33 protein-coding genes are annotated in these 22,689 nt (G+C 64.7%); all 33 read left to right on the forward strand.

The genetic code is table 11. From position 1 onward, the window contains the following. Positions 1 to 5 precede the first annotated feature (5 nt). The 33 genes from rpsJ (at position 6) to J2X45_RS02175 (ending at position 22,636) form a co-directional block, all read left to right on the forward strand. Complete coding sequence (gene rpsJ / locus J2X45_RS02015; protein ID WP_004616952.1) at positions 6 to 314, forward strand: 30S ribosomal protein S10; 309 nt, start codon at positions 6 to 8, stop codon at positions 312 to 314. Positions 315 to 327: 13 nt separating this feature from the next. After that, positions 328 to 1,095, forward strand: a complete 768-nt coding sequence (rplC, locus tag J2X45_RS02020; RefSeq protein ID WP_310210625.1) for a 50S ribosomal protein L3 — start codon at positions 328 to 330, stop codon at positions 1,093 to 1,095. Beyond that, positions 1,095 to 1,733 (forward strand): 50S ribosomal protein L4, encoded by a 639-nt coding sequence (gene rplD, locus J2X45_RS02025; RefSeq protein ID WP_099503304.1) that lies wholly within the window; start codon positions 1,095 to 1,097, stop codon positions 1,731 to 1,733. Before rplC ends, rplD begins: the two co-directional genes overlap by 1 nt. After that, positions 1,733 to 2,029, forward strand: a complete 297-nt coding sequence (locus J2X45_RS02030; protein ID WP_010919129.1) for a 50S ribosomal protein L23 — start codon at positions 1,733 to 1,735, stop codon at positions 2,027 to 2,029. Before rplD ends, J2X45_RS02030 begins: the two co-directional genes overlap by 1 nt. A gap of 3 nt (positions 2,030 to 2,032) precedes the next feature. Further along, complete coding sequence (gene rplB / locus J2X45_RS02035; protein WP_010919130.1) at positions 2,033 to 2,872, forward strand: 50S ribosomal protein L2; 840 nt, start codon at positions 2,033 to 2,035, stop codon at positions 2,870 to 2,872. Between the two features lie 3 nt (positions 2,873 to 2,875). Next, a complete protein-coding gene (rpsS, locus tag J2X45_RS02040; protein ID WP_010919131.1) occupies positions 2,876 to 3,154 on the forward strand; it encodes a 30S ribosomal protein S19 in 279 nt (92 codons plus the stop codon). Between the two features lie 2 nt (positions 3,155 to 3,156). After that, positions 3,157 to 3,537: a 50S ribosomal protein L22 gene (gene rplV / locus J2X45_RS02045; protein WP_010919132.1), complete on the forward strand. Its 381-nt coding sequence runs from the start codon at positions 3,157 to 3,159 to the stop codon at positions 3,535 to 3,537. Continuing rightward, a complete protein-coding gene (gene rpsC, locus J2X45_RS02050) occupies positions 3,537 to 4,289 on the forward strand; it encodes a 30S ribosomal protein S3 (RefSeq protein ID WP_096032933.1) in 753 nt (250 codons plus the stop codon). The genes rplV and rpsC overlap by 1 nt, the downstream gene beginning before the upstream one ends. 13 nt (positions 4,290 to 4,302) lie before the next feature. Further along, the gene (gene rplP / locus J2X45_RS02055) at positions 4,303 to 4,734 is read left to right on the forward strand and encodes a 50S ribosomal protein L16 (protein WP_010919134.1); all 432 of its coding nucleotides are present in this window, start codon (positions 4,303 to 4,305) and stop codon (positions 4,732 to 4,734) included. A 5-nt stretch (positions 4,735 to 4,739) separates the two neighbouring features. Next, positions 4,740 to 4,931, forward strand: coding sequence for a 50S ribosomal protein L29 (gene rpmC / locus J2X45_RS02060; RefSeq protein WP_010919135.1), 192 nt, complete (start codon positions 4,740 to 4,742; stop codon positions 4,929 to 4,931). 10 nt (positions 4,932 to 4,941) lie between these two features. Next, complete coding sequence (rpsQ, locus tag J2X45_RS02065; RefSeq protein WP_010919136.1) at positions 4,942 to 5,181, forward strand: 30S ribosomal protein S17; 240 nt, start codon at positions 4,942 to 4,944, stop codon at positions 5,179 to 5,181. A 17-nt stretch (positions 5,182 to 5,198) separates the two neighbouring features. Continuing rightward, positions 5,199 to 5,567 carry a 50S ribosomal protein L14 gene (gene rplN / locus J2X45_RS02070; protein WP_010919137.1) on the forward strand — a complete coding sequence of 123 codons (369 nt, stop codon included), beginning with the start codon at positions 5,199 to 5,201 and terminating at the stop codon, positions 5,565 to 5,567. After that, a complete protein-coding gene (gene rplX, locus J2X45_RS02075) occupies positions 5,567 to 5,881 on the forward strand; it encodes a 50S ribosomal protein L24 (protein ID WP_010919138.1) in 315 nt (104 codons plus the stop codon). Before rplN ends, rplX begins: the two co-directional genes overlap by 1 nt. After that, on the forward strand, positions 5,874 to 6,431 hold the full coding sequence (gene rplE, locus J2X45_RS02080; RefSeq protein ID WP_099503308.1) for a 50S ribosomal protein L5: 558 nt from the start codon (positions 5,874 to 5,876) through the stop codon (positions 6,429 to 6,431). The genes rplX and rplE overlap by 8 nt, the downstream gene beginning before the upstream one ends. A gap of 21 nt (positions 6,432 to 6,452) precedes the next feature. After that, on the forward strand, positions 6,453 to 6,758 hold the full coding sequence (gene rpsN, locus J2X45_RS02085) for a 30S ribosomal protein S14 (protein ID WP_010919140.1): 306 nt from the start codon (positions 6,453 to 6,455) through the stop codon (positions 6,756 to 6,758). Positions 6,759 to 6,768: 10 nt separating this feature from the next. Beyond that, positions 6,769 to 7,167 carry a 30S ribosomal protein S8 gene (gene rpsH, locus J2X45_RS02090; RefSeq protein WP_010919141.1) on the forward strand — a complete coding sequence of 133 codons (399 nt, stop codon included), beginning with the start codon at positions 6,769 to 6,771 and terminating at the stop codon, positions 7,165 to 7,167. A gap of 18 nt (positions 7,168 to 7,185) precedes the next feature. After that, positions 7,186 to 7,719: a 50S ribosomal protein L6 gene (rplF, locus tag J2X45_RS02095; RefSeq protein WP_310210642.1), complete on the forward strand. Its 534-nt coding sequence runs from the start codon at positions 7,186 to 7,188 to the stop codon at positions 7,717 to 7,719. Positions 7,720 to 7,722: 3 nt separating this feature from the next. Next, positions 7,723 to 8,073 (forward strand): 50S ribosomal protein L18, encoded by a 351-nt coding sequence (rplR, locus tag J2X45_RS02100; protein ID WP_310210645.1) that lies wholly within the window; start codon positions 7,723 to 7,725, stop codon positions 8,071 to 8,073. 10 nt (positions 8,074 to 8,083) lie between these two features. Further along, positions 8,084 to 8,689 carry a 30S ribosomal protein S5 gene (gene rpsE / locus J2X45_RS02105; RefSeq protein WP_010919144.1) on the forward strand — a complete coding sequence of 202 codons (606 nt, stop codon included), beginning with the start codon at positions 8,084 to 8,086 and terminating at the stop codon, positions 8,687 to 8,689. Between the two features lie 3 nt (positions 8,690 to 8,692). Next, positions 8,693 to 8,878, forward strand: coding sequence for a 50S ribosomal protein L30 (rpmD, locus tag J2X45_RS02110; RefSeq protein ID WP_010919145.1), 186 nt, complete (start codon positions 8,693 to 8,695; stop codon positions 8,876 to 8,878). A gap of 173 nt (positions 8,879 to 9,051) precedes the next feature. Then, positions 9,052 to 9,537: a 50S ribosomal protein L15 gene (gene rplO, locus J2X45_RS02115; RefSeq protein ID WP_310210654.1), complete on the forward strand. Its 486-nt coding sequence runs from the start codon at positions 9,052 to 9,054 to the stop codon at positions 9,535 to 9,537. A gap of 263 nt (positions 9,538 to 9,800) precedes the next feature. Then, the gene (gene secY / locus J2X45_RS02120) at positions 9,801 to 11,156 is read left to right on the forward strand and encodes a preprotein translocase subunit SecY (RefSeq protein WP_310210658.1); all 1,356 of its coding nucleotides are present in this window, start codon (positions 9,801 to 9,803) and stop codon (positions 11,154 to 11,156) included. Positions 11,157 to 11,290: 134 nt separating this feature from the next. Next, positions 11,291 to 11,860 (forward strand): adenylate kinase, encoded by a 570-nt coding sequence (locus J2X45_RS02125; protein ID WP_310210660.1) that lies wholly within the window; start codon positions 11,291 to 11,293, stop codon positions 11,858 to 11,860. A 173-nt stretch (positions 11,861 to 12,033) separates the two neighbouring features. Continuing rightward, on the forward strand, positions 12,034 to 12,402 hold the full coding sequence (gene rpsM, locus J2X45_RS02130; protein WP_010919149.1) for a 30S ribosomal protein S13: 369 nt from the start codon (positions 12,034 to 12,036) through the stop codon (positions 12,400 to 12,402). Positions 12,403 to 12,415: 13 nt separating this feature from the next. Next, a complete protein-coding gene (gene rpsK / locus J2X45_RS02135; protein WP_010919150.1) occupies positions 12,416 to 12,805 on the forward strand; it encodes a 30S ribosomal protein S11 in 390 nt (129 codons plus the stop codon). Positions 12,806 to 12,882: 77 nt separating this feature from the next. Beyond that, the gene (locus tag J2X45_RS02140; protein WP_010919151.1) at positions 12,883 to 13,899 is read left to right on the forward strand and encodes a DNA-directed RNA polymerase subunit alpha; all 1,017 of its coding nucleotides are present in this window, start codon (positions 12,883 to 12,885) and stop codon (positions 13,897 to 13,899) included. Between the two features lie 188 nt (positions 13,900 to 14,087). Further along, positions 14,088 to 14,501, forward strand: a complete 414-nt coding sequence (gene rplQ, locus J2X45_RS02145) for a 50S ribosomal protein L17 (RefSeq protein ID WP_310210665.1) — start codon at positions 14,088 to 14,090, stop codon at positions 14,499 to 14,501. A gap of 232 nt (positions 14,502 to 14,733) precedes the next feature. Beyond that, a complete protein-coding gene (era, locus tag J2X45_RS02150; protein ID WP_310210668.1) occupies positions 14,734 to 15,684 on the forward strand; it encodes a GTPase Era in 951 nt (316 codons plus the stop codon). Beyond that, the gene (locus tag J2X45_RS02155) at positions 15,677 to 16,528 is read left to right on the forward strand and encodes an arylamine N-acetyltransferase (protein WP_310210671.1); all 852 of its coding nucleotides are present in this window, start codon (positions 15,677 to 15,679) and stop codon (positions 16,526 to 16,528) included. The genes era and J2X45_RS02155 overlap by 8 nt, the downstream gene beginning before the upstream one ends. Positions 16,529 to 16,530: 2 nt before the next feature. Next, a complete protein-coding gene (gene recO, locus J2X45_RS02160; protein ID WP_310212069.1) occupies positions 16,531 to 17,262 on the forward strand; it encodes a DNA repair protein RecO in 732 nt (243 codons plus the stop codon). Positions 17,263 to 17,313: 51 nt separating this feature from the next. Beyond that, a complete protein-coding gene (locus J2X45_RS02165; protein WP_310210674.1) occupies positions 17,314 to 18,900 on the forward strand; it encodes an alkaline phosphatase in 1,587 nt (528 codons plus the stop codon). A gap of 71 nt (positions 18,901 to 18,971) precedes the next feature. Next, positions 18,972 to 21,251 (forward strand): DNA topoisomerase IV subunit A, encoded by a 2,280-nt coding sequence (parC, locus tag J2X45_RS02170; protein WP_310210677.1) that lies wholly within the window; start codon positions 18,972 to 18,974, stop codon positions 21,249 to 21,251. Continuing rightward, positions 21,248 to 22,636 carry a serine hydrolase domain-containing protein gene (locus J2X45_RS02175; RefSeq protein ID WP_310210679.1) on the forward strand — a complete coding sequence of 463 codons (1,389 nt, stop codon included), beginning with the start codon at positions 21,248 to 21,250 and terminating at the stop codon, positions 22,634 to 22,636. The genes parC and J2X45_RS02175 overlap by 4 nt, the downstream gene beginning before the upstream one ends. Positions 22,637 to 22,689 lie beyond the last annotated feature (53 nt).

Genomic DNA, 22,689 nt, shown 5'->3' on the forward strand with positions numbered 1-22,689 from the left:
GCGATATGGATCGTCAGAACATCCGCATCCGGCTCAAGGCCTTCGATCACCGCGTGTTGGATCATTCCACGCGCGAGATCGTCAATACGGCCAAGCGTACGGGTGCGACGGTGCGGGGCCCCATCCCCCTGCCCACGCTTATCGAGAAATTCACTGTCAACCGTTCGCCGCACGTCGACAAGAAGTCGCGCGAGCAGTTCGAGATCCGTACGCACAAGCGCGTTCTCGACATCGTTGACCCGACTCCGCAGACCGTGGACGCGCTGATGAAGCTCGACCTGTCGGCCGGCGTTGACGTCGAAATCAAGCTGTAAGGAGGGCCGATCCATGACTCTCCCCACCCAACGCACCGGCGTCATCGCCAAGAAGCTCGGCATGACCCGCTTCTTCGACGAAGCTGGTCAGCACGTGCCGGTCACCGTCCTGTCGCTCGACGGTTGCCAGGTCACGGGCGTTCGCACCGTTGAGAAGGACGGCTACACGGCCCTCCAGCTTGGCGCCGGCGCCAAGAAGGCCAAGAACACCTCCAACGCCATGCGTGGCCACTTCGCGAAGGCGGCCGTTGAGCCGAAGCGCGTCGTCGCCGAATTCCGCGTCGAGGAAAGCGCCCTGATCGAAGTCGGCGCCGAACTGACGGCCGACCACTTCGTCGCCGGCCAGAAGGTCGACATCCAAGGCGTCACCGTCGGTAAGGGTTTCGCCGGCGCCATGAAGCGCTGGAACTTCGGTGGTCTTCGCGCCACCCACGGTGTTTCGGTCTCGCACCGCTCGCACGGTTCGACCGGTAACCGCCAGGATCCGGGTCGTACGTTCCCGGGCAAGAAGATGGCTGGTCACCTGGGTCAAGAAACCGTCACCACGCTGAACGTCACCGTTTGGAAGGTGGACGTCGAGCGCGGCCTGATCCTGGTCAAGGGCGCTGTCCCCGGCCACGAAGGCAGCTACGTGAAGGTTCGCGACGCCGTGAAGAAGGCTCTCCCCGCCGACGCTCCGCGTCCGGGCGCCTTCCGCAAGGCTGGCGAGGCTGCTCCGGCCGCTGCTGAGACCCCCGCTGAAGAGGCCCCCGCGGCTGCGACCGAAGAGGGCGAAGGCTAATGAAACTCGACGTCATCAAACTGGACGGCGGCAAGGCCGGTTCCGTTGATCTCGACGACGCCATCTTCGGCATCGACGAGATCCGCGGCGACATCCTGCAGCGCGTCGTGACCTGGCAGCTGGCCAAGCGCCGCTCGGGTAACCACAAGATTCAGGTTCGTAACGAGGTCTCTCGTACGAGCAAGAAGATGTACAAGCAGAAGGGCACCGGCGGCGCTCGTCACGGCTCGCGTCGTGCGGCTCAGTTCGTCGGGGGCGCCAAGGCCCACGGTCCCGTGGTCCGCAGCCACGCCTTCGACCTGCCCAAGAAGATCCGCGCCCTGGCCCTGAAGCACGCTCTGTCGTCGAAGGCCAAGTCGGGCTCGCTGGTCGTCCTGGACAGCGCCGTTCTGACCGAAGCCAAGACGGCCGCCCTGCGCGCCAACTTCGACAAGATCGGTCTGAAGAACGCCCTGGTCATCGCCGGTCCGGAAGTGGATGCGAACTTCAAGCTCGCCGCCCGCAACATCCCGAATGTGGATGTCCTGCCGAACGCCGGCCTGAACGTCTACGACGTGCTGCGTCGCCAGACCCTCGTCCTGACCAAGGACGCGGTCGAAGCGATCTCGGCCCGTTTCGCTGAGAAGGAAGCCGCCTAATGGCCGCCACCGCTCGCCACTACGACACGATCCTGTCGCCGGTGATCACCGAAAAGACGACCCTGCTCAGCGAGCAGAACAAGGTTGTCTTCAAGGTGGCCAACGACGCGACCAAGGACGAAATCGCCGCCGCCGTCGAAGAGCTGTTCAAGGTCAAGGTGACCAAGGTCAACACCATCGTGACCAAGGGCAAGACCAAGCGCTTCCGCGGTATCGTGGGTCGTCGCAACGACGTCAAAAAAGCGATCGTGACCCTGGCCGAAGGCCAGTCGATCGACATCACGACGGGGCTCTAAGACATGGCCTTGAAGCAATTTAACCCGACCAGCCCCGGCCAGCGCGGCCTGGTGCTGATCGATCGCAGCGAACTTCACAAGGGTCGCCCCGAGAAGAAGCTCGTCGAAGGCCTGACCAAGTCGGGCGGTCGCGGCGGCAATGGCCGTATCGCGGTCCGTTTCCGCGGCGGCGGCGCCAAGCGCCTGTACCGTCTGGTCGACTTCAAGCGTCGCAAGCAAGGCGTGGCCACGGTCGTTCGTCTTGAGTACGACCCCAACCGCACCGCCTTCATCGCCTTGATCAAGTATCAGGCCGACGGTGAGCTGGCCTACATCCTGGCCCCGCAACGCCTGAAGGCCGGCGACGAAGTCGTCACGGCTGAAAAGGTCGACGTGAAGCCGGGCAACGCCTCGCCGCTGCGCACGCTGCCGATCGGTACGATCATCCACAATATCGAGCTGAAGCCCGCCAAGGGTGGTCAGATCGCCCGTTCGGCTGGCGCCTACGCTCAGCTGGTCGGTCGTGACGCCGGCTACGCCCAGATCCGCCTGAACTCGGGCGAACTGCGCATGGTGCTCGATACGTGCATGGCCACCGTCGGCGCCGTCTCGAACCCCGACCACATGAACCAGAACCTCGGCAAAGCCGGTCGTTCTCGTCACATGGGCCGTCGCCCGCACGTCCGCGGTGTCGCCATGAACCCGGTCGACCACCCCCACGGTGGTGGTGAAGGCCGGACCTCGGGCGGTCGCCACCCGGTGACCCCGGCTGGTAAGCCGACCAAGGGCGCCAAGACCCGCGTCAACAAGGCCACGGATAAGTTCATCATCCGCTCGCGCCACAAAGCGAAGAAGGGCCGCTAAGCCATGACCCGCTCCGTCTGGAAAGGCCCGTTTGTCGACGGGTACCTCCTGAAGAAGGCCGATGCCGCTCTGTCGTCGGGCCGCAAGGACGTCATCAAGACCTGGTCACGCCGCTCGACCATCATGCCGCAATTTGTCGGCCTGACCTTCGGCGTGCACAACGGCCACAAGCACGTTCCCGTGCTCGTGTCGGAAGACATGGTCGGCATGAAGTTCGGCGAATTCGCGCCGACCCGGAACTTCCCGGGTCACGCCGCCGACAAGAAGGCCAAGAGGAAGTAATCATGGCCAAGCAGAAGCAAGAACGCCGCCTGCCGGCCGCCGAAGCGATGTGCAAGGTGCGCACCCTGCGCACCAGCCCGCGCAAGCTGAACCTGGTCGCTCAGTCCATCCGTGGCCTGAACGTCCAGCGCGCTCTCAACGAGCTCGAGTTCAGCCACAAGCGCATCGCTCAGGACGTCCGCAAGGCGCTGTACTCGGCGATCTCGAACGCCGAGAACAACCACAACCTCGACATCGACTCGCTGGTCGTCGCCGAGGCCTATGTGGGCAAGAACCTGATCATGAAGCGTTTCTCGCCCCGCGCTCGCGGTCGCGCGACGCGCGTTGAGAAGCCGTTCTCCGAGATCACGATCGTGGTCCGCGAACTGGGTGAGGCCGCCTAATGGGTCAGAAAGTCAATCCGGTCGGGCTGCGGCTCGGCATCAACCGCACCTGGGACAGCCGTTGGTTCGCCGACGGCAACCAGTACGGCAAGCTGCTGCACCAAGACCTCGCGGTCCGCGCCGCTCTGAAGAAGCGCCTGTACCAAGCTGGTGTCTCGCGCATCATCATCGAGCGCCCGCACAAGAAGTGCCGCGTGACGATCTATGCCGCCCGTCCGGGCGTCATCATCGGCAAGAAGGGCGCTGACATCGACAAGCTCCGCAAGGACCTGTCGGTGATGACCGAGGGCGAAGTCCACCTGAACATCGTCGAGATCCGCAAGCCGGAAACCGACGCTCAGCTGGTCGCCGAGTCCATCGCTCAGCAGCTGGAGCGCCGTATCGCGTTCCGTCGCGCCATGAAGCGCTCGATCCAGTCGGCCGTGCGCCTCGGCGCCAAGGGCATCCGGATCAACGTTTCGGGTCGTCTGGGCGGCGCTGAAATCGCTCGCATGGAGTGGTACCGCGAAGGCCGCGTGCCGCTGCACACCCTGCGCGCCGACATCGACTTCGGTTTCGCCGAAGCCAAGACCACCTACGGCATCATCGGCGTGAAGACCTGGATCTTCAAGGGCGAGGTGCTCGAGCATGATCCGATGGCGCTCGACAAGCGTCTAGCGACCGAATCCGGCCCGGCCGGTGAAGGTGGCGGACGTGAGCGTGGTGATCGTCCCGACCGGGGCGACCGTCGTGACCGTCGCGATCGCGCCTAAGGATTAGATCGCCATGCTGTCTCCGAAGAAGACCAAATTCCGCAAGCAGTTCAAGGGCCGCATCCACGGCACTTCGAAGGGCGGCACCCTGCTGAACTTCGGTTCGTACGGCCTGAAGGCCGTCGAGCCGGAGCGCATCACGGCCCGTCAGATCGAAGCCGCCCGTCGCGCCATCACCCGCCAGATGAAGCGTCAAGGCCGCGTCTGGATCCGTATCTTCCCGGACGTGCCGGTCACCGGCAAGCCGGCGGAAGTCCGGATGGGTAAGGGTAAGGGCGCCGTGGATTACTGGGCCGCTCGCGTGGCTCCGGGCCGCATCATGTTCGAAATCGACGGCGTGCCGGACGATATCGCGCGTGAAGCGCTCCGCCTTGGCGCCGCCAAGCTGCCGATCCGCACCCGTGTTGTCACCCGCATCGATGCGGGCGTGGCTCAGGAGGCCTGAGGCTCATGAAGATCGCTGAAATCCGGGGCATGACCCCCGACCAGCTGGCCGACACCCTGATCAGCCTGAAGAAGGAGCAGTTCAACCTGCGCTTCCAGGCCGCCACGGGCCAGGTCGAGAAGACCCACCGCGTCAACGAGATCCGCAAGGATATCGCGCGGATCAAGACCGTGCTGCGCGCCAAGGCCGCGGCTTAAGGAGAACGATATGCCCAAGCGTATCCTCGAAGGGGTCGTCGTCTCCGATAAGGGCGACAAGACCGTGGTGGTGAAGGTCGAACGGACCATCGTCCACCCGGTTCTGAAGAAGATCGTGCGTCAGTCCAAAAAGTACCACGCGCACGACGAAGCCAACGCGTACAAGGCCGGTGAAGCTATCCGCATCATCGAGTGCGCTCCGAAGTCCAAGCTGAAGACCTGGGAAGTGCTTCCCAAGGCTTCGGCTTAATCTGGAAGGTTTAGACCATGATCCAGATGCAAACTAACCTGGAAGTCGCCGACAACTCTGGCGCTCGCCGGGTCATGTGCATCAAGGTGTTGGGCGGCGCTGGCCGTCGCTACGCCAGCGTGGGCGACGTCATCGTCGTCTCCGTCAAGGAAGCCATTCCGCGCGGTCGCGTGAAGAAGGGTGACGTGCTTCGCGCCGTCGTCGTTCGGGTGAATCAAAATCTGAAGCGCAAGGATGGCTCGGTCATCCGCTTCGATAAGAACGCCGCGGTGATCGTGAACAAGCAGAGCGAGCCGGTCGGCACGCGGATCTTCGGCCCGGTTCCCCGTGAACTGCGCGCCAAGAACCACATGAAGATCATCTCCCTCGCCCCGGAGGTGCTGTAATGGCCGCTAAGATCAAGAAGGGCGACCGCGTCGTCGTTCTGGCCGGCAAGGACAAGGGCAAGCAAGGCTCGGTCCTGCAGGTCCTGCCGAAGGACAACCGGGTCGTCGTGGAAGGCGTGAACATGGTTTCGCGTCACACCAAGCCGACCCAAGCCGATCCGCAAGGCGGCATCAAGAACAAGGAAGCTGCGCTGCACGTCTCGAACGTCGCCGTCGTGGACTCCAACGGCAAGCCCACCCGCGTTGGCTTCAAGATCGAAGGCGACAAGAAGGTGCGCGTCGCCAAGACGACCGGCGAGGTGATCAATGGCTGATCAAGCTTACGAGCCCCGGCTGAAGACCGTTTATCGCGAGCGCATCCGCGCCGCGATGAAGGAGCAGTTCGGCTATACCAACGAGATGCAGATCCCCAAGCTGGACAAGATTGTCCTGAACATGGGTATCGGCGAGGCCGTGGCCGACTCCAAGAAGGCCCAGACCGCGCTGAAGGACCTGCAAGCGATCGCCGGCCAAAAGCCCGTTGCGACCCGCGCCCGCAAGTCGATCGCCGGCTTCAAGCTGCGCGAAGGCATGGTGGTCGGCGCCAAGGTCACCCTGCGCAAGGACCGGATGTACGAATTCCTCGACCGCCTGGTCACGATCGCGCTGCCGCGCGTGAAGGACTTCCGTGGTCTGAACGGCAAGAGCTTCGACGGCCGTGGCAACTACGCCATGGGTCTGAAGGAGCACCTGGTGTTCCCGGAAATCAACTATGACCAGATCGAACAGATCTGGGGCATGGACATCATCGTCTGCACCACTGCGAAGTCCGACCAGGAAGCCAAGGCTCTCCTGAAGGAATTCCAGTTCCCGTTCGTGAACTAAGAGCGGGAAGGGAAAGAAACCATGGCCAAGAAAAGCGCCGTCAACCGCAACGAAGCCGTCAAGGCTCTCGTCAAGAAGTTCGCCGAAAAGCGCGCCGCGCTGAAGGCGATCGCCAACGACGAGACCCTGCCGCTCGAGGAACGCTTCGAGGCTCGCCTCAAGCTCGCCAAGCTGCCGCGTAACAGCGCCGCGATCCGCATCCGCAATCGCTGCGAAGTCACCGGCCGTCCGCGCGCCTATTACCGTAAGCTCAAGATGAGCCGTGTGGCCCTCCGCGAACTGGGTTCGCAAGGCCAGATTCCCGGCCTCGTCAAGTCGAGCTGGTGAGGACGATCAGATGTCGATGAACGATCCCCTGAGCGATATGATCGCTCGCATCAAGAACGCCGCCCAACGCAAGCGGTCCAAGGTCTCGACGCCGGCTTCCAAGCTGCGCGCCCGCGTCCTGGACGTGCTGGCCGACGAAGGCTACATCCGCGGCTACTCGCTGGTCGAGAAGCCCGGCGCGTTCCCCGAATTCGAGATCGAGCTCAAGTACTTCGACGGTGAGCCCGTGATCGCTGAGATCAGCCGCGTGTCCAAGCCTGGCCGTCGCGTCTACTCCTCGATCAAGGACCTGAAGCCGATCAAGAACGGCCTGGGCATCTCGATCCTGTCGACGCCGAAGGGCGTCATGTCGGACACCGCTGCACGCGACGCTAACGTCGGCGGCGAAGTCCTCTGCCGCGTCTACTAGGCGCGGGAGGGAAAGAGCATGTCACGTATCGGTAAGAAAGCCGTCGCAATCCCCTCGGGCGTGCAAGTCACGCTCGCGGGTCAGACGGTCACGGTCAAGGGCCCCAAGGGTCAGTTGTCGTGGACGATCGCCGACGAAGTCGAAGTCAAGCAAGAGGGCTCTGAGCTCCTGCTGGCTCCGCGCGTCGACACGAAGCGCGCCAAGGGCATGTGGGGTCTGTCCCGCACGCTGGTGGCCAACATGGTGCATGGTGTCACCGCCGGGTTCGAGGAAAGCCTCGAACTGGTCGGCGTTGGTTACCGCGCAGCCATGAAGGGCACCGCCCTGAGCCTCCAACTCGGTTTCAGCCACGACGTGGACGTTGAGGCTCCGGCCGGCGTCACCTTCGCGGTGCCGAAGCAAACCGAAATCAAGATCGCCGGCATCGACAAGCAGGCGGTTGGTGAGATTGCCGCGAAGATCCGCCGCATTCGTCCGCCGGAACCCTACAAGGGCAAGGGCGTGCGTTATGCTGGCGAGAAGGTTCGCCGCAAGGAAGGCAAGAAGAAGTAAGCCATGGCGCTCTCTCCTCGTGAATCGGCGGCCAAGCGCGCTCAGCGCGTTCGCACCCGCCTCAAGAGCCTCGCCAACGGTCGTCCGCGTCTGTCGGTCTTCCGTTCGTCGAAGAACATCTACGCCCAGATCATCGATGATGTTCGTGGCGTGACCCTGGCGTCGGCCTCCACTCTGGAAGCCGAAGGCAAGGGCGCGGACAAGGATGCCGCCGCCGCTGTGGGCAAGCTCGTCGCCGAGCGCGCCATTGAAAAGGGCGTCAAGGACGTCGTTTTCGACCGTGGCAGCTACATCTTCCACGGCCGGGTGAAAGCCCTGGCCGACGCCGCGCGCGAAGCCGGCCTGAACTTCTAAGGGAACGAAAATGGCTCGTGGTGAACAACAGCGCGGTGAAGGCGGTCAACGCCGTGACCGTCGCGACCGCAACGCCCCCGAAGAGCGGGTCGACAGCGACATCGTCGAAAAGCTCGTCCACATCAACCGCGTCGCCGCCACCGTGAAGGGTGGTCGTCGCTTCAGCTTCGCTGCTCTGATGGTCGTTGGCGACCAAAAGGGCCGCGTCGGCTTCGGTCATGGCAAGGCGCGTGAAGTGCCGGAAGCCATCCGCAAGGCGACCGAAGAAGCCAAGAAGACGATGATCCGCGTTCCGCTGCGCGAATCCCGCACCCTGCACCACGACGGCGCTGGCCGTTGGGGCGCTGGCAAGGTGATGATGCGCGCGGCGCCTCCCGGCACCGGCGTCATCGCCGGCGGTCCGATGCGCGCGGTTCTCGAAACCCTGGGCGTCCAGGACGTCGTGGCCAAGTCGACGGGTTCCTCGAACCCGTACAACATGGTTCGCGCCACGTTCGAGGCCCTGAAGGTGCAATCGTCGCCCCGCCAGATCGCCGCCAAGCGCGGCAAGAAGGTTGGCGACATCCTCGGCCGCCGCGCCGACGGCGCTTCGGCGCCGGAAGCCATCGAGGGCTAAGTCATGGCTGAAGCTAAGACCGTTACGGTTCGCCAAACCGGCAGCCCGATCCGTCGTGAAAAGGACCAGCGCGCGACGCTCGTGGGTCTGGGTCTGAACCGCGTGGGTCGTGTCTCGACCCTGCAGGACAACCCTTCGACCCGCGGCATGATCCGCAAGGTCCAGCACCTGCTGGAAATCGTCGAGTAGTCCTTCTACACGATGCGAATACGCCACCCCGGAGCAATCCGGGGTGGTTTTCGTTTGAAATCGCGCATTCGCCCCATTGAGTTTTCTCGCGTTTTGGGGTTTTAAGCGCGCTCTGTTTTCACAAGCCGAGTCCAGCCGCCTGGCTGGGCGCAGATCTCCAAGGAGAGGCACATATGACTAAGCTGAACGAACTGGCTCCCCGCGAAGGCTCGACCAAGGGCCGCATGCGCGTTGGCCGCGGCCCGGGTTCGGGCAAGGGCAAGACCGCCGGTCGCGGTGTGAAGGGCCAGAAGGCGCGCTCGGGCGTCGCCATCAACGGCTTCGAAGGCGGTCAAATGCCGCTCCACATGCGTATGCCCAAGCGCGGCTTCAACAACCCCTTCCGCCTCGAGTTCGCTGAAGTGAACCTGTGGCGCCTGGAGCAAGCCGTCGAAGCCGGCAAGATCAAGAAGGGCGCCGAGCTGGGCGCTGCTGAACTGGTCGCCGCCGGCGTCATCCGTCGTGAACTCGACGGTGTGAAGCTGCTGGGCAAGGGCGAGATCAAGACCGCTCTGAAGCTCACCGTCTATTCGGCCACCGAAGCCGCCATCAAGGCTGTCGAGGCCGCCGGTGGTTCGGTGACCGTGACCAAGAAGGCCAAGGCGCAAGCCGAAGCCTAACCGATAAAACTGTCATCCCGGGCGAAGCGCAGCGAAGACCCGGGACCACGACAGGCGCCAGCGCTTCCGGCGGTCCCGGATGATCGCTTCGCGCTCTCCGGGATGACAGAATTTCGAGGCTCGCCGTGACATCGCGGCGGGCCTCACCTATTTGTGGCGCTCTCCTGGGATCAGCGTGATCCCGGAAGCCTTATTTCAGAGCGCGATCACCGCCGAAGCGGTATCTGCTTCGGCGATCGCGTTCTTGAGTCGTGGGGATCTGAATGGCCTCGGCCGCCGAACAACTCGCAGCCAATATGAACTTCAGCTCGTTCCAGAAGGCGAGCGAACTTCACAAGCGTATCTGGTTCACGATCATCGCCCTGGTCGTCTACCGCCTTGGCACCTACGTTCCGATCCCCGGTATCGATCCGGCCGCGTTCGCGTCGCTGTTCAGCCAGAACAGCAAGGGCCTCCTGGGCATGTTCGACATGTTCTCGGGCGGGGCTGTCGAGCGGATGGCGATCTTCTCGCTGAACGTCATGCCCTACATCAGCGCCTCGATCATCGTGCAGCTGATGGGCACGGTGTATCCGCCGTGGGAGAAGCTGAAGAAGGAAGGCGGGGAGGCGGGTCGTAAGACCCTGAACCAGTACACACGCTACCTGGCGGTTATCCTGGCCATCGTCCAGTCAGCTTCGATCGCCATGGGCATCGCGGCTCAGCCTGGCGTGGTGGCGGACGGCGTGGGCCACACCTTCTTCATCGCTTCGACCATCGTGGCGCTGACGGGCGGCACGATGTTCCTGATGTGGCTGGGTGAGCAGATCACCAGCCGCGGCGTCGGCAACGGCGTTTCGCTGATCATTTTCGCGGGCATCGTCGCCGCTCTGCCGATCAAGCTGATGCAGATGCTGACCCAGGCCCAGTCTAACAACAATTACATGCCGCTGCTCCTGGTGGTCGTTGGCGGAATCGCCGCCATCCTGGCCATCGTCTTCATCGAGCGCTCGCAGCGTCGTCTGCTGGTTCACTACCCCAAGCGTCAGCAAGGCAATCGCATGATCGGCGGCGAAAGCTCGTTCATGCCGCTGAAGATCAACACTGCGGGCGTGATCCCGCCGATCTTCGCCTCGTCGTTGCTGCTGCTGCCGACGACGGCCCTGCAGCTGGTGCAGACCGCCAACCTGCCGGCGTGGGCCTCCTGGCTGCCCTCCGTGGTCGGCTCGCTCCAGCATGGGCAGCCGGCGTTCTTGGTGCTCTACTCGCTTCTGATCATCTTCTTCTCGTTCTTCTACACCTCGGTGGTGTTCAATCCGGACGAGACGGCCGAGAACCTGCGCAAGTACGGGGGCTTCCTGCCGGGCATCCGTCCGGGCAAGCGCACTGCGGAGTATCTGGACTACGTCCTGACCCGCCTTACGGTGATCGGCGCGGCCTACATCACCGCTGTCTGTGTGGCGCCGGAACTGGCCATGATGGCGATGAAGTCGACCCAGTTCGCCTTGGGCGGCACCTCGATCCTGATCGTCGTCACGGTCACCATGGACACCGTGGCGCAGATCCAGTCGCATCTGCTGGCCCACCAGTACGAGGGACTGATCAAGAAGTCGAAGCTGCGCGGCGGCCGCAACCGCTAAGCCGGGCTTCAACTTTATTGCAAGCGTCGGAAGCCGGTTTGTCACAAAACCGGCTTCCGTTTTTGTTCCCGGGGCTCTAGGTCTGCTCCGGGAGATAGCCGGGCGCAGACTCGGTGACGCGCGAAGGGGCATCTATGAATCTGATCCTGTTCGGTCCGCCGGCGGCGGGGAAGGGGACCCAGGCCAAGCGGCTGGTTACGGAGCGCGGCATGGTCCAGCTCTCGACCGGCGACATGCTGCGCGCGGCCATCGCTTCGGGCTCTGAGCTGGGACAGCGCGTCAAGGGCGTGCTGGATCGCGGCGAGCTGGTCACCGACGAGATTGTCATCGCGTTGATCGAAGACCGTCTGCCCGAAGCCGAAGCGGCTGGTGGCGCGATCTTTGATGGTTTCCCGCGCACGGTCGCCCAGGCCGAGGCCCTGGATAAAATGCTCGCCGCCCGTGGTCAGAAGATCGACGTCGTTCTCCGACTCAAGGTAGACGAGCCAGCCCTGATCGAGCGGATCAAGAAGCGGTTCGAAGAACAGGGACGGCCTGACGACAATCCGGGAGTCTTCGTGACTCGTCTTGCCGCGTACAATGCTCAGACCGCGCCGCTTCTGCCCTACTACGAAGGGCAGGGCAAGCTGACGGAGCTGGATGGCATGGGGACCGTCGAAACGGTCGCCGCGTCTATCGACAACGCCTTAAGCGTGGTCGCCTGATTGAACCCCGAATTCGCAGGCTTTTCTGTGGATTCAGTTGTTGACGGAAGCGAAACGATCCCTATAACGGGGCGCTTCCGCGAAAGGGCGCGATCCGTGCGCGCCGGTTTGGATTTCGATCCGGCCGGGTGCGCCGTTCGCGTCTTTAGTGCGTGACTAGGAGAACATTAGACGTGGCCCGTATCGCAGGCGTCAACATCCCGACGAACAAGCGCGTTCTGATCGCGCTTCAGTACATTCACGGCATCGGCCAAAAGTCGGCTCGTGAGATCATCACCAAGGTGGGCATCGAGGACGCCCGTCGTGTCAATCAACTGACCGACGCCGAAGTCCTGCAGATCCGCGAGACGATCGACCGTGATTACACCGTCGAGGGCGACCTGCGTCGCGAGAACTCGATGAACATCAAGCGTCTGATGGACCTGGCCTGCTATCGCGGCCTGCGTCACCGTAAGGGCCTGCCGGTCCGCGGTCAGCGCACCCACACGAACGCCCGCACCCGCAAGGGTCCGGCCAAGCCGATCGCCGGCAAGAAGAAGTAAGGTAGCCTGACCGATGGCCAAGGAACCGGCTCGCGTTAAACGTCGCGAACGCAAGAACATCACCTCGGGCGTGGCGCACGTGAACGCCTCGTTCAACAACACCATGATCACCATCACCGACGCCCAGGGCAACACGATCTCGTGGTCCTCGGCCGGCATGATGGGCTTCAAGGGTTCGCGCAAGTCGACCCCTTACGCCGCGCAGATGGCCGCCGAAGACGCGGGCAAGAAGGCTGCCGAGCACGGCGTGAAGACGCTGGAAGTCAACGTTTCGGGTCCGGGTTCGGGCCGTGAATCGGCTCTGCGCGCGCTGCAAGCTGCGGGCATGACCATCACGACCATCCGCGACGTCACGCCGATCCCGCACAACGGCTGCCGTCCGCCCAAGCGTCGTCGCGTCTAGTACTTTTTAGACCACAATCTTCCTTCGCCGGCTGCGTAAACCGCGGCCGGCGAGCCGCGTTCAAGGGACCCGACCACGTGATCGAAAGAAACTGGAACGAGCTGATCCGTCCTGAGAAGCCGCAAATCGAAACCGGCGCCGATGCTACCCGCAAGGCCCGTATCGTCGCCGAACCGCTGGAACGCGGCTTCGGCGTGACGCTCGGCAATGCTCTGCGTCGCGTTCTCCTCTCGTCGCTGCAAGGCGCCGCCGTCACCGCCATCCAAATCGACGGTGTCGTGCATGAATTCTCCTCGCTCGAAGGCGTCCGCGAAGACGTCGTCGACATCGTTCTGAACATCAAGCAGCTGGCCGTGCGCATGCACGCCGAAGGCCCCAAGCGCATGACCCTGCGCGCCACGGGCCCCGGTCCGGTGACCGCCGGTCAGATCGAAACCCCGGCCGACATCGAGATCCTGAACCCCGACCACGTGCTCTGCACGCTGGACGACGGCGCCTCGGTGCGCATGGAGTTCACGGTCAACAACGGCAAGGGCTACGTCCCGGCCGACCGCAACCGTCCGGAAGACGCGCCGATCGGCCTCATCGCCGTCGACGCCCTGTACTCGCCGGTCAAGCGCGTCGCCTATCGCGTCGAGCCGACCCGTCAGGGCCAGTCGCTGGACTATGACAAGCTGATCCTGGAAGTCGAAACCAACGGCGCCGTCACTCCGGTGGACGCCGTGGCCTACGCCGCCCGGATCCTGCAGGACCAACTGCAGATCTTCATCACCTTCGAGGAGCCGAAGGCCAAGTCGGCCGACGAGTCCAAGCCGGAACTGCCGTTCAACCCGGCCCTGCTGAAGAAGGTCGATGAGCTGGAACTGTCGGTCCGTTCGGCCAACTGCCTGAAGAACGACAACATCGTCTACATCGGCGACCTGATCCAGAAGACCGAAGCCGAGATGCTCCGCACCCCGAACTTCGGCCGCAAGTCGCTGAACGAAATCAAGGAAGTGCTCGCCGGCATGGGTCTGCACCTCGGCATGGACGTGCCGAACTGGCCGCCGGAGAACATCGAAGACCTGGCCAAGAAGTTCGAAGACCAGATCTAAGACTTTCAAGCCTAACGCGCTTAATCCGGGCCGCGTCTTTCGGGATGCGGCCTGGGCCTTTTGAAGCCGCACACGCGGTGGAGGGCCCCGGCGCTTCGCTCTGACCGGGTCGGGACAGACCAGGATTGGTGACAATCAGGCGCTCACTGGTTTTGCGCCGTTCGGGCTGATCGCCCAGGAGATACAAAATGCGTCACGGTAAGGCTCACCGTAAACTCGGCCGCACCTCGGCTCACCGCACCGCCATGTTCGCCAACATGTCGGCCTCGCTGATCAAGCACGAGCAGATCGTCACCACCCTGCCCAAGGCCAAGGAACTGCGTCCGATCGTCGAAAAGCTGGTCACCCTGGCCAAGCGCGGCGACCTGCACGCTCGCCGTCAGGCCATCAGCTCGGTTCGCGACGTCGAACAAGTCGGCAAGCTCTTCGCGGTCCTCGGCCCGCGCTACAAGGACCGTCAGGGTGGCTACATCCGTGTCCTGAAGGCCGGCTTCCGCTACGGCGACAACGCCCCGATGGCCGTGATCGAGTTCGTCGACCGCGACGTCTCGGAAAAGGGCAAGGATTCGGGCCCGGTCTTCGCGGCCGACGCCGAAGACTAAGAGATTTCAGCGCAAGCTGAACCAGAAGGCCCCGGAGCGATCCGGGGCCTTTTTGCTGGGGTGCTGACCTCGCTTGGTTTCGCCGCGCTGATGTGTCGCCGATGAGATCGGGATTGCGGATGGAGGCGAGAGGCTGATCATGACCCATCACGAACGGTCCCATTGTCCGTTTTTAGGCCGCTGAAAGCCCCTCGCTACCGCCGGCCCCCCATCGGTGCTACATGCACCCGCAATGACTGACACCACCTCCCAAACTAAGGCCGGTTTTGCGGCCATCATCGGCGCGCCGAACGCCGGCAAGTCCACCCTTGTCAACCGCATGGTCGGGGCCAAGGTCTCGATCGTGACCCAGAAGGTCCAGACCACGCGCTTCCCCGTGCGCGGCGTCGCCATCGTGGGCGACACCCAGATCGTCCTCGTCGACACCCCCGGGATCTTCAGCCCCCGCCGTCGCCTCGACCGCGCCATGGTCCGCGCCGCCTGGGCTGGTTCGGAAGAGGCCGAGGCCACCGTGCACCTCGTCGACGTGCAGGCCGAACTGGCCAGCCGCGCTGATAAGGCCACGCCGGGCGAATACCGCTCGGCCCAGGACGTCCAGACCATCATCGAGGGGCTGAAGGCCGCCGATCGCAAGGTGATCCTAGCGCTGAACAAGATCGACGGGATCAAGCGCGACACCCTGCTGGCTGTGGCCAAGGACTTCTTCGACACTGGCGTCTACACCGACGTCTTCATGATCAGCGCCTCGACCGGCGCGGGCGTCGACGACCTGACGGCCAAGCTGGTTTCGCTGATGCCCGAGGGCCCCTGGCTCTATCCGGAAGACCAGACCGCCGACCTGCCGGCCCGCTTGCTCGCCGCCGAGATCACCCGCGAGAAGGTCTATCTGCGTGTCCACGAGGAGCTGCCCTATGCGGCCACCGTCGAGACGACCGCCTTCGAGGAGCGCAAGGACGGCTCGGTGCGGATCGAGCAGACCATCCTGGTCGAGCGCGAAGGCCAGCGGGTCATCGTGATCGGTAAGGGCGGCCAGACCCTGAAGTGGATCGGCCAGGCCTCGCGCGAGGAGCTATGCGACATCCTCGACCGTAAGGTTCACCTGTTCCTGCACGTAAAGGTCAAGGAGAACTGGGCCGAAGAGCGCGGCCTGTTCAGCGACATCGGGCTGGACTTCGATGTTTGACGCGCCTGCGCCGGCCGTAGATCTGGACGCCTACTTCCTGCGGATCGGCTATGACGGTCCGCGCGAGGCGACCCTGGACGTGCTGCGGGCCATCGCCTTCCGCCATCCCGACGCCATCCCGTTCGAGAACCTCGATGTCCTCTTGGGGCGCGGGATCAGCATTGTCCCGGCCGATGTCGACGCCAAGCTGATCGGCGCCGGGCGGGGCGGCTACTGCTACGAGCAGAACGGGCTGTTGAAGCGCGTGCTGGAGGCGCTCGGCTTCCAGGTCGAGGGCCTGATGGCCCGCGTGCTGTGGATGGCCCCGGAAGGCGCGCCGCCGCGGCCGCGCTCGCACCAGGTGCTGGGCGTGACGATTAACGGCGAGACCTGGCTGGCCGACGCCGGCTTTGGCGGCTGCGTGCTGACCGCGCCGCTGCGTCTGTTCTCGGATGCCGTCCAGGACAGCCCGCACGGCAAGTTCCGCATTGTCGATACGCAGACCAACGGCGTCGCCGAGCGTCAGGTCCAGGCCGATCTGTCCGGCCGCTGGGCGCCGCTCTATCAGGTGTCGCAAGGCGCCTGGGCCGAGGTCGATTACGAGCAGGCCAATTTCTACACCTACACCCACCCCAGCTCGCACTTCACCTGGAGCATGACGGTGGGGCGCACGACGCCGACCGCGCGCTACGCCTTGAAGAACAACCGGTTCACCCATCGCGATGTTACCGGCGCGGTCGTCGAGCAACGTGACCTTTCCGTTGATGAACTGGAAGCGACGCTGCGCGAGGTGATCGGCCTGCCGGTGGAGGCCGTCTGGCGGCCTGTCCTCGAAAAGGTCGTGGCCTGGGGAACGCCCGCTTGAGCCTGGAGTGGGAGGACGAAGCCTATGTCCTCTCGGCCCGCTCGCACGGCGAGACGGGAGCCATTGTCGAACTCCTGACCGAAGCGCGCGGTAAGGTCGCCGCCCACGTGGCCGGCGCGGCGTCGCGGCGGATGAAGCCCTTCCTGCAGCCCGGCGCGCGGGTCATCGCCCGCTACCGGGCTCGGGTCGAGGGGCAGCTGGGCTCGGCCAGCCTGGAGCCGATGGGCGAGGGACCTTCGAGCCTGTTCGATGATCGCCTGGCCCTAGCCGGTCTCTCAGCGGCGGCGGCGGTCGCGGCGGCGGCGTTGCCGGAACGCGAGGCTCATCCCGGCGCCTTCCACGCGCTGGAGGCCCTGATCCGCGTGCTGGAGATTCCCGACATCTGGCCGGCCGTCTATGTTCGCTATGAGGCGGGGCTGCTGCAGGAGCTGGGCTTTGGCCTGGATCTGTCGAAGTGCGCGGCGACCGGGACGTTCGACGATCTCGTCTATGTCAGCCCGCGCACCGGCCGCGCCGTCAGTCGCGAGGCGGGCAAGCCCTATCACGACAAGCTGTTGCCCTTGCCGCCGTTCATGCTGTCGTCGCAAGGCGGACTGGCCGAGGGCGACGTGAAGGCGGGCCTCGACATCACCGGTTACTTTTTGGAGCAGTTCGTCTTCGGCCCCCTGAACAGGCCGCTGCCGCCGGCCAGGCTTTGGCTGCTGGATCGCCTGACTGAGGCGGGAAGGCTTTAAGAGGCGTCATAAATGCGGTTTATCCCGAGGCGGAAGTTTCGGAGCCGCTTAATGTCTGTTCTTGATCGCTACGCCCTCAGCCGTCGTCGCCTGTTGTCCGTCTTCGGCGGCGCGGCCGTCACCGCGCTCGCCATCCCGATGGAGAGCGGCAAGGCGCTGGCTCAAGCCGTCTTCTCGACCTACCCGTTCCAGCTGGGCGTCGCGTCGGGCGATCCGTCAGCGGACGGGTTCGTGATCTGGACGCGTCTGGCGCCCGAGCCGCTGGAGATCGGCTATGGCATGCCCAGCGCGCCGGTCGCCGTCGAATGGGAAGTCGGTGACGCGCCCAACATGCGCAACATCGTGGCCAAGGGCACGGCCATCGCGCCGCCGGAGTTGGGCCACGCGGTCCACGTCGAAGTCGGTGGCCTGCAGCCCAATCGGGACTACTGGTATCGCTTCACCGCCGGACGGGAACGCAGCCTGCTGGGCCGGGCCCGCACGACGCCGGCGCTGGGTGCTGCGCTGGAGCGCGTGCGCTTTGCGGTGGCCGGCTGCCAGCACTACGAGCAGGGCTACTATACGGCCTATCGCCGTCTGGCCGAAGAAAACCCCGACTTTGTCTTCTGCTACGGCGACTACATCTACGAGTATCGTGGCAACCGGGTCTGGAACAGCGCCAGTGGTCCTGTGGAGAACGTGCGCCAGCATTTCGGTGGCGAGATCTACAGCCTCGACGACTATCGTCGCCGCTACGCCCAATACAAGATGGACACCGACCTGCAGGCCGCTCACGCGGCAGCGCCATGGTTCACGGTCTGGGACGACCACGAGATCGACAACAACTGGGTCACCGACCTCGACCAGGACGGCGTCGATCCCAAGATCTTCAACCTGCGCCGCCAGGTCGCCGTCCAGGCCTATTACGAGAACATGCCGCTGCGGGCGTCGAGCTTCCCGACCGGCACGTCGCTGCAGATCTATCGTCGGGCGACCTATGGCCAGCTCTTGAACCTGAACCTGTTGGATACGCGCCAGTATCGCACCGACCAGCCCTGCGGCGATCGCTTCGGCTACTGCGACGCCGTGGAGGCTTCGCGCGCCGAGGTGATCGGCCAGGTCCAGGAGAAGTGGCTGACCAACGGGCTGATCGAGTCCAAGACGACCTGGAACGTCCTGGCCCAGCAGATCATGATGATGGATCTCGACCGCGAGCCCGGGGACGGCAAGGCGGTCAATCCGGACTCGTGGGCGGGCTATCGCATGCCGCGCAACCGCCTGCTGCAGACCATCCGCGACCGCAAGGTCGGCAATGTGGTGGTGCTCACCGGCGACGAGCACCAGAACTACGCCGGTGATCTCTATCTCGACGGCACCAAGGCTGAAGGCGCGCCGATCGCGTCGGAGTTTGTCGTCACCTCGATCAGCTCCGGCGGCGATGGGACCGACCAGCGCGCCGACATGGCCAAGATCCAGGCCGCCAACCCGATCCTCAAGTTCAACAACGCCCAGCGCGGCTATGCGCTCTGCGATGTGACGCCCAAGGCGTTCGTCACCGAGTTCAAGGTGCTGGACGCGATCACCCGCCGAGACGGCAAGCTGTCGACCCGCGCCAAATGGGCGCTGGAGGCCGGAAAGACGGGGATCGTTCAGGCGTAAGACAGCCTAACCGCTCGAATCGTCGAGGGGATTTCTGCTAGTCTCCTTCCCCGGAGTAACGAATCCCCTCGATGAACAAGCCTGTCCTTCCTCCCCCCGGCGGCCCTGACGACGGCGACCGCATTCTCGACGAGCCGCTGACCGAGGCGCTTTCGCGGCGCTATCTGGCCTATGCGCTGTCGACGATCGGCTCGCGGGCGCTGCCTGACGTGCGCGATGGCCTCAAGCCCGTGCACCGCCGCGTGCTCTACGCGATGAGCAACATGCGGCTGAACCCCGACGCTGCGGCGCGCAAGTGCGCCAAGGTGGTCGGCGAAGTGATGGGTAACTTCCACCCGCACGGCGACGCCTCGATCTACGACGCCCTGGTGCGTCTGGCCCAGGAGTTCAGCCAGCGTATCCCGCTGGTCGAAGGGCAGGGCAACTTCGGTAACATCGACGGCGATAGCGCAGCGGCCATGCGCTACACCGAATGCAAGATGACGGAAGCCGCGACGCTTCTGCTGGACGGCATCGACGAGGACGCGGTCGACTTCCGCCCGACCTATGACGGCCAGGACGAAGAGCCGGTCGTGCTGCCCTCGGGCTTCCCGAACCTGTTGGCCAACGGCTCTTCGGGCATCGCCGTCGGCATGGCCACCTCGATCCCGCCGCACAACGCCGCCGAGCTGATCGACGCCTGCCAGCTGCTGCTGGCCAATCCCGACGCCACCACCGAAGACCTGCTGGAAAAGGTCCCTGGCCCCGACTTCCCGACCGGCGGGGTGATCGTCGAGTCGCGCGCCAGCCTGCTGGAGACCTACGAGACGGGTCGCGGCGGCGTGCGGATGCGCGCCAAGTGGGAAAAGGAAGACACCGGGCGCGGCACCTACCAGATCGTCGTCACCGAGATCCCGTACCAGGTGAAGAAGTCGGATCTGGTCGAGCAGCTGGCAGACCTGATCGACAGCAAGAAGGCCGCCCTCTTGGGCGACGTGCGTGACGAGAGCGCCGAGGACATCCGACTGGTCCTGGAGCCCAAGTCCAAGAACGTCGAGCCCGAAGTGCTGATGGAGAGCCTCTTTAAGCTCTCGGCGCTGGAGAGCCGCTTCCCGGTCAACATCAACGTGCTGGACGCGCGCGGCACGCCGGGCGTGATGGGTCTCAAGCAGGCCCTGATGGCCTTCCTGGCGCACCGCCGGGAGGTGCTGACCCGTCGGGCGCGTCACCGTCTGGCCAAGATCGAAGCGCGTCTGCACATCCTGGACGGCTTGCTGATCGCCTATCTGAACCTCGACGAGGTCATTCGGATCGTCCGCTACGAGGACAAGCCGAAGGAAAAGCTGATCGAGACCTTTGCGCTGTCGGACCTCCAGGCCGACGCCATCCTCAACACCCGCCTGCGCCAACTGGCCAAGCTGGAGGAGATGGAGATCCGTCGCGAGCACGCCGAACTGGTGGAGGAGCGCGACGGCATTCTGGCCATGCTGGCCAGCGAGGCCAAGCAGTGGAAGCTGGTGGGCGTCGGCCTCTCCGAAGTCCGCGCGACGCTGCTGAAGATCAAGCACCCGCTGGACAAGGCGCGCCCCACGGGCGTCACCGGCCGCTCGGTGTTCGGCGAGGCCCCGCAGGTCGACGCCGACGCCGCGATCGAGGCGATGATCGTGCGCGAGCCGATCACGATCATCCTGTCCGAGCGCGGCTGGATCCGCGCGGCCAAGGGCAAGGTCGACGATCCGTCCGAGCTGAAGTTCAAGGAAGGCGACAAGCTGGGCTTCCTGGCCCCGGCCGAGACCACCGACAAGCTGCTGATCTTCTCCAGCGACGGCCGCTTCTTCACGCTGGGCTGTGACAAGCTGCCCAGCGCGCGCGGTCACGGCGAGCCGGTGCGGATGATGATCGAGCTGGACGACAAGGTGAAGATCATCGACGTCTTCCCGTTCAAGGCCGGCCGCAAACGCATTCTGGCCTCGAAGGGCGGCTATGGCTTCCTGATGCCCGAGGAAGAAGCCCTCGCCAACCGCAAGGCCGGCAAGCAGGTCCTGAACGTCGGCAATGAAGGCGCGGCCTTCTGCCTGGAGGCCGTCGGCGACCAGCTGGCGGTGATCGGCGACAACGGCAAGATCCTAATCTTCCCGCTGGAGGAGCTGCCCGAAATGCCGCGCGGCAAGGGCGTCAAGCTGCAGGCTTATCGCGAGGGCGGCCTCCGCGACGGCCTGTCGTTCAACGCCGAGACCGGAGCCTACTGGATCGACACCGCCGGCCGTCGCCGTGACTGGGCCGAGTGGAGGGAATGGGTGGGCCGTCGGGCTGGCGCCGGCAAGCTGGCGCCCAAGGGCTTCGCCACCAACAAGCGGTTCCGGCCCAAATGAGGATCGGACGGCTGCGTCGCCCCGCGTTGAGCCTTCTGGCCGGCGTCTTTGGCTGCGCGGCCGTCGCCGCGACTCCGGCGCTGGCCTTGCCGAAGGCCAAGCCGGAGGAGGGCGGCTTCAGCGCCGAACGGCTGAAGCGCCTCGACGACCACATGCAGAGCATGGTCGATCGGGGCCAGATCGCCGGCGGCGTGACGGTTCTGGCGCGCCACGGGCGGGTCGTGCACGCCCGGGCCTTCGGGCGCCGGGTGCTGGGCGGCGATCCGATGCCGATGGACGCGATCTTCCGGATCCGCTCAGAGACCAAGCCAGTGACCGGCGTGGCCATGATGATCCTCTTCGAAGAGGGCAAGTGGAAGCTGGACGATCCGGTCAGCCTGCACGTTCCGGAGTTCGCGAATCTTCGGGTCGCCAAGGGCGTCGATGAGGCGGGGCGCCCGATCCTGACGCCGGTCTCCAGGCCGCCCACCATGCGGGAGTTGCTGACCCATACGGCGGGCTTCGCCTATGGGCTGGCCGACGATCCCAGCAGCCAGGCCGATCAAGCTTACTACCGCGCGGAAGTCCTGCAGTCGTCGTCGCTGACGGACCTGGTCCAGAAGGTCTCGGGCCTGCCGATGTTCGCCGAGCCCGGGCAGCTTTGGCGCTACAGCGTAGCCGCCGACATCCAGGGCTATATCGTTGAGAAGCTGTCGGGCCAGAGCCTGCCGGTGTTCATGCAGGAGCGCATCTTCACGCCGCTGGGTATGAAGGACACAGCCTTCTACGTCCCCGAGGAGAAGCAGGCCCGTCTCGCTGTGCTGTACGACGCTGATCCGGCCACGGGCCAGTTGGTTCCCGCCGTCGAAGGCGCGTGGCGCGACGTCAGCAAGCCGCCGGCCGCGCCGCTGGGCGGGGGCGGACTGGTTTCGACCGCCGGAGATTTCGCACGCTTCGCCCAGATGATCCTGAACAAGGGTGAGCTGGACGGCGTGCGGATTCTCAAGCCGGAAACCGTGGCGCTGATGACCCAGAACCACCTGCCCGAAGGGTTTGTGGTGACCACGAATGGCACCGCAGGCGTCTTGGCGCCGGCGGCGCGGCCTTTTCCGTTCGCTCCGGGCATGGGCTACGGGATCGATATGGCGGTCGCTGTCGATCCCACCGTGTCGGGTTCGCCGGTGGGGCCGGGCACCGTAAGTTGGGGCGGCAGCGCCGGGACGTGGTTCTGGATTGACCCGGCCAACAACCTTTTCTTCGTCGGCATGATCCAGCGGCTGGGCGGCGTGGGGCCGGGGCTGGACGCCCAATCGCGCGCCCTGGTCTATCAGGCGCTGGAGCGGGCGCCGCTTCCGCCTGTCCAGGTCTCAGCCAAGGCGCCCGCCAAGCCGACGGCGTCCCGCTGAGAAAGAAAGCTCCCCCCACCACACGGCGAGGGGAGCTCCTGCGCGACCTGGAA

The sequence above is a fragment of the Caulobacter sp. BE264 genome, from assembly GCF_031457805.1.
GTDB lineage: Bacteria > Pseudomonadota > Alphaproteobacteria > Caulobacterales > Caulobacteraceae > Caulobacter.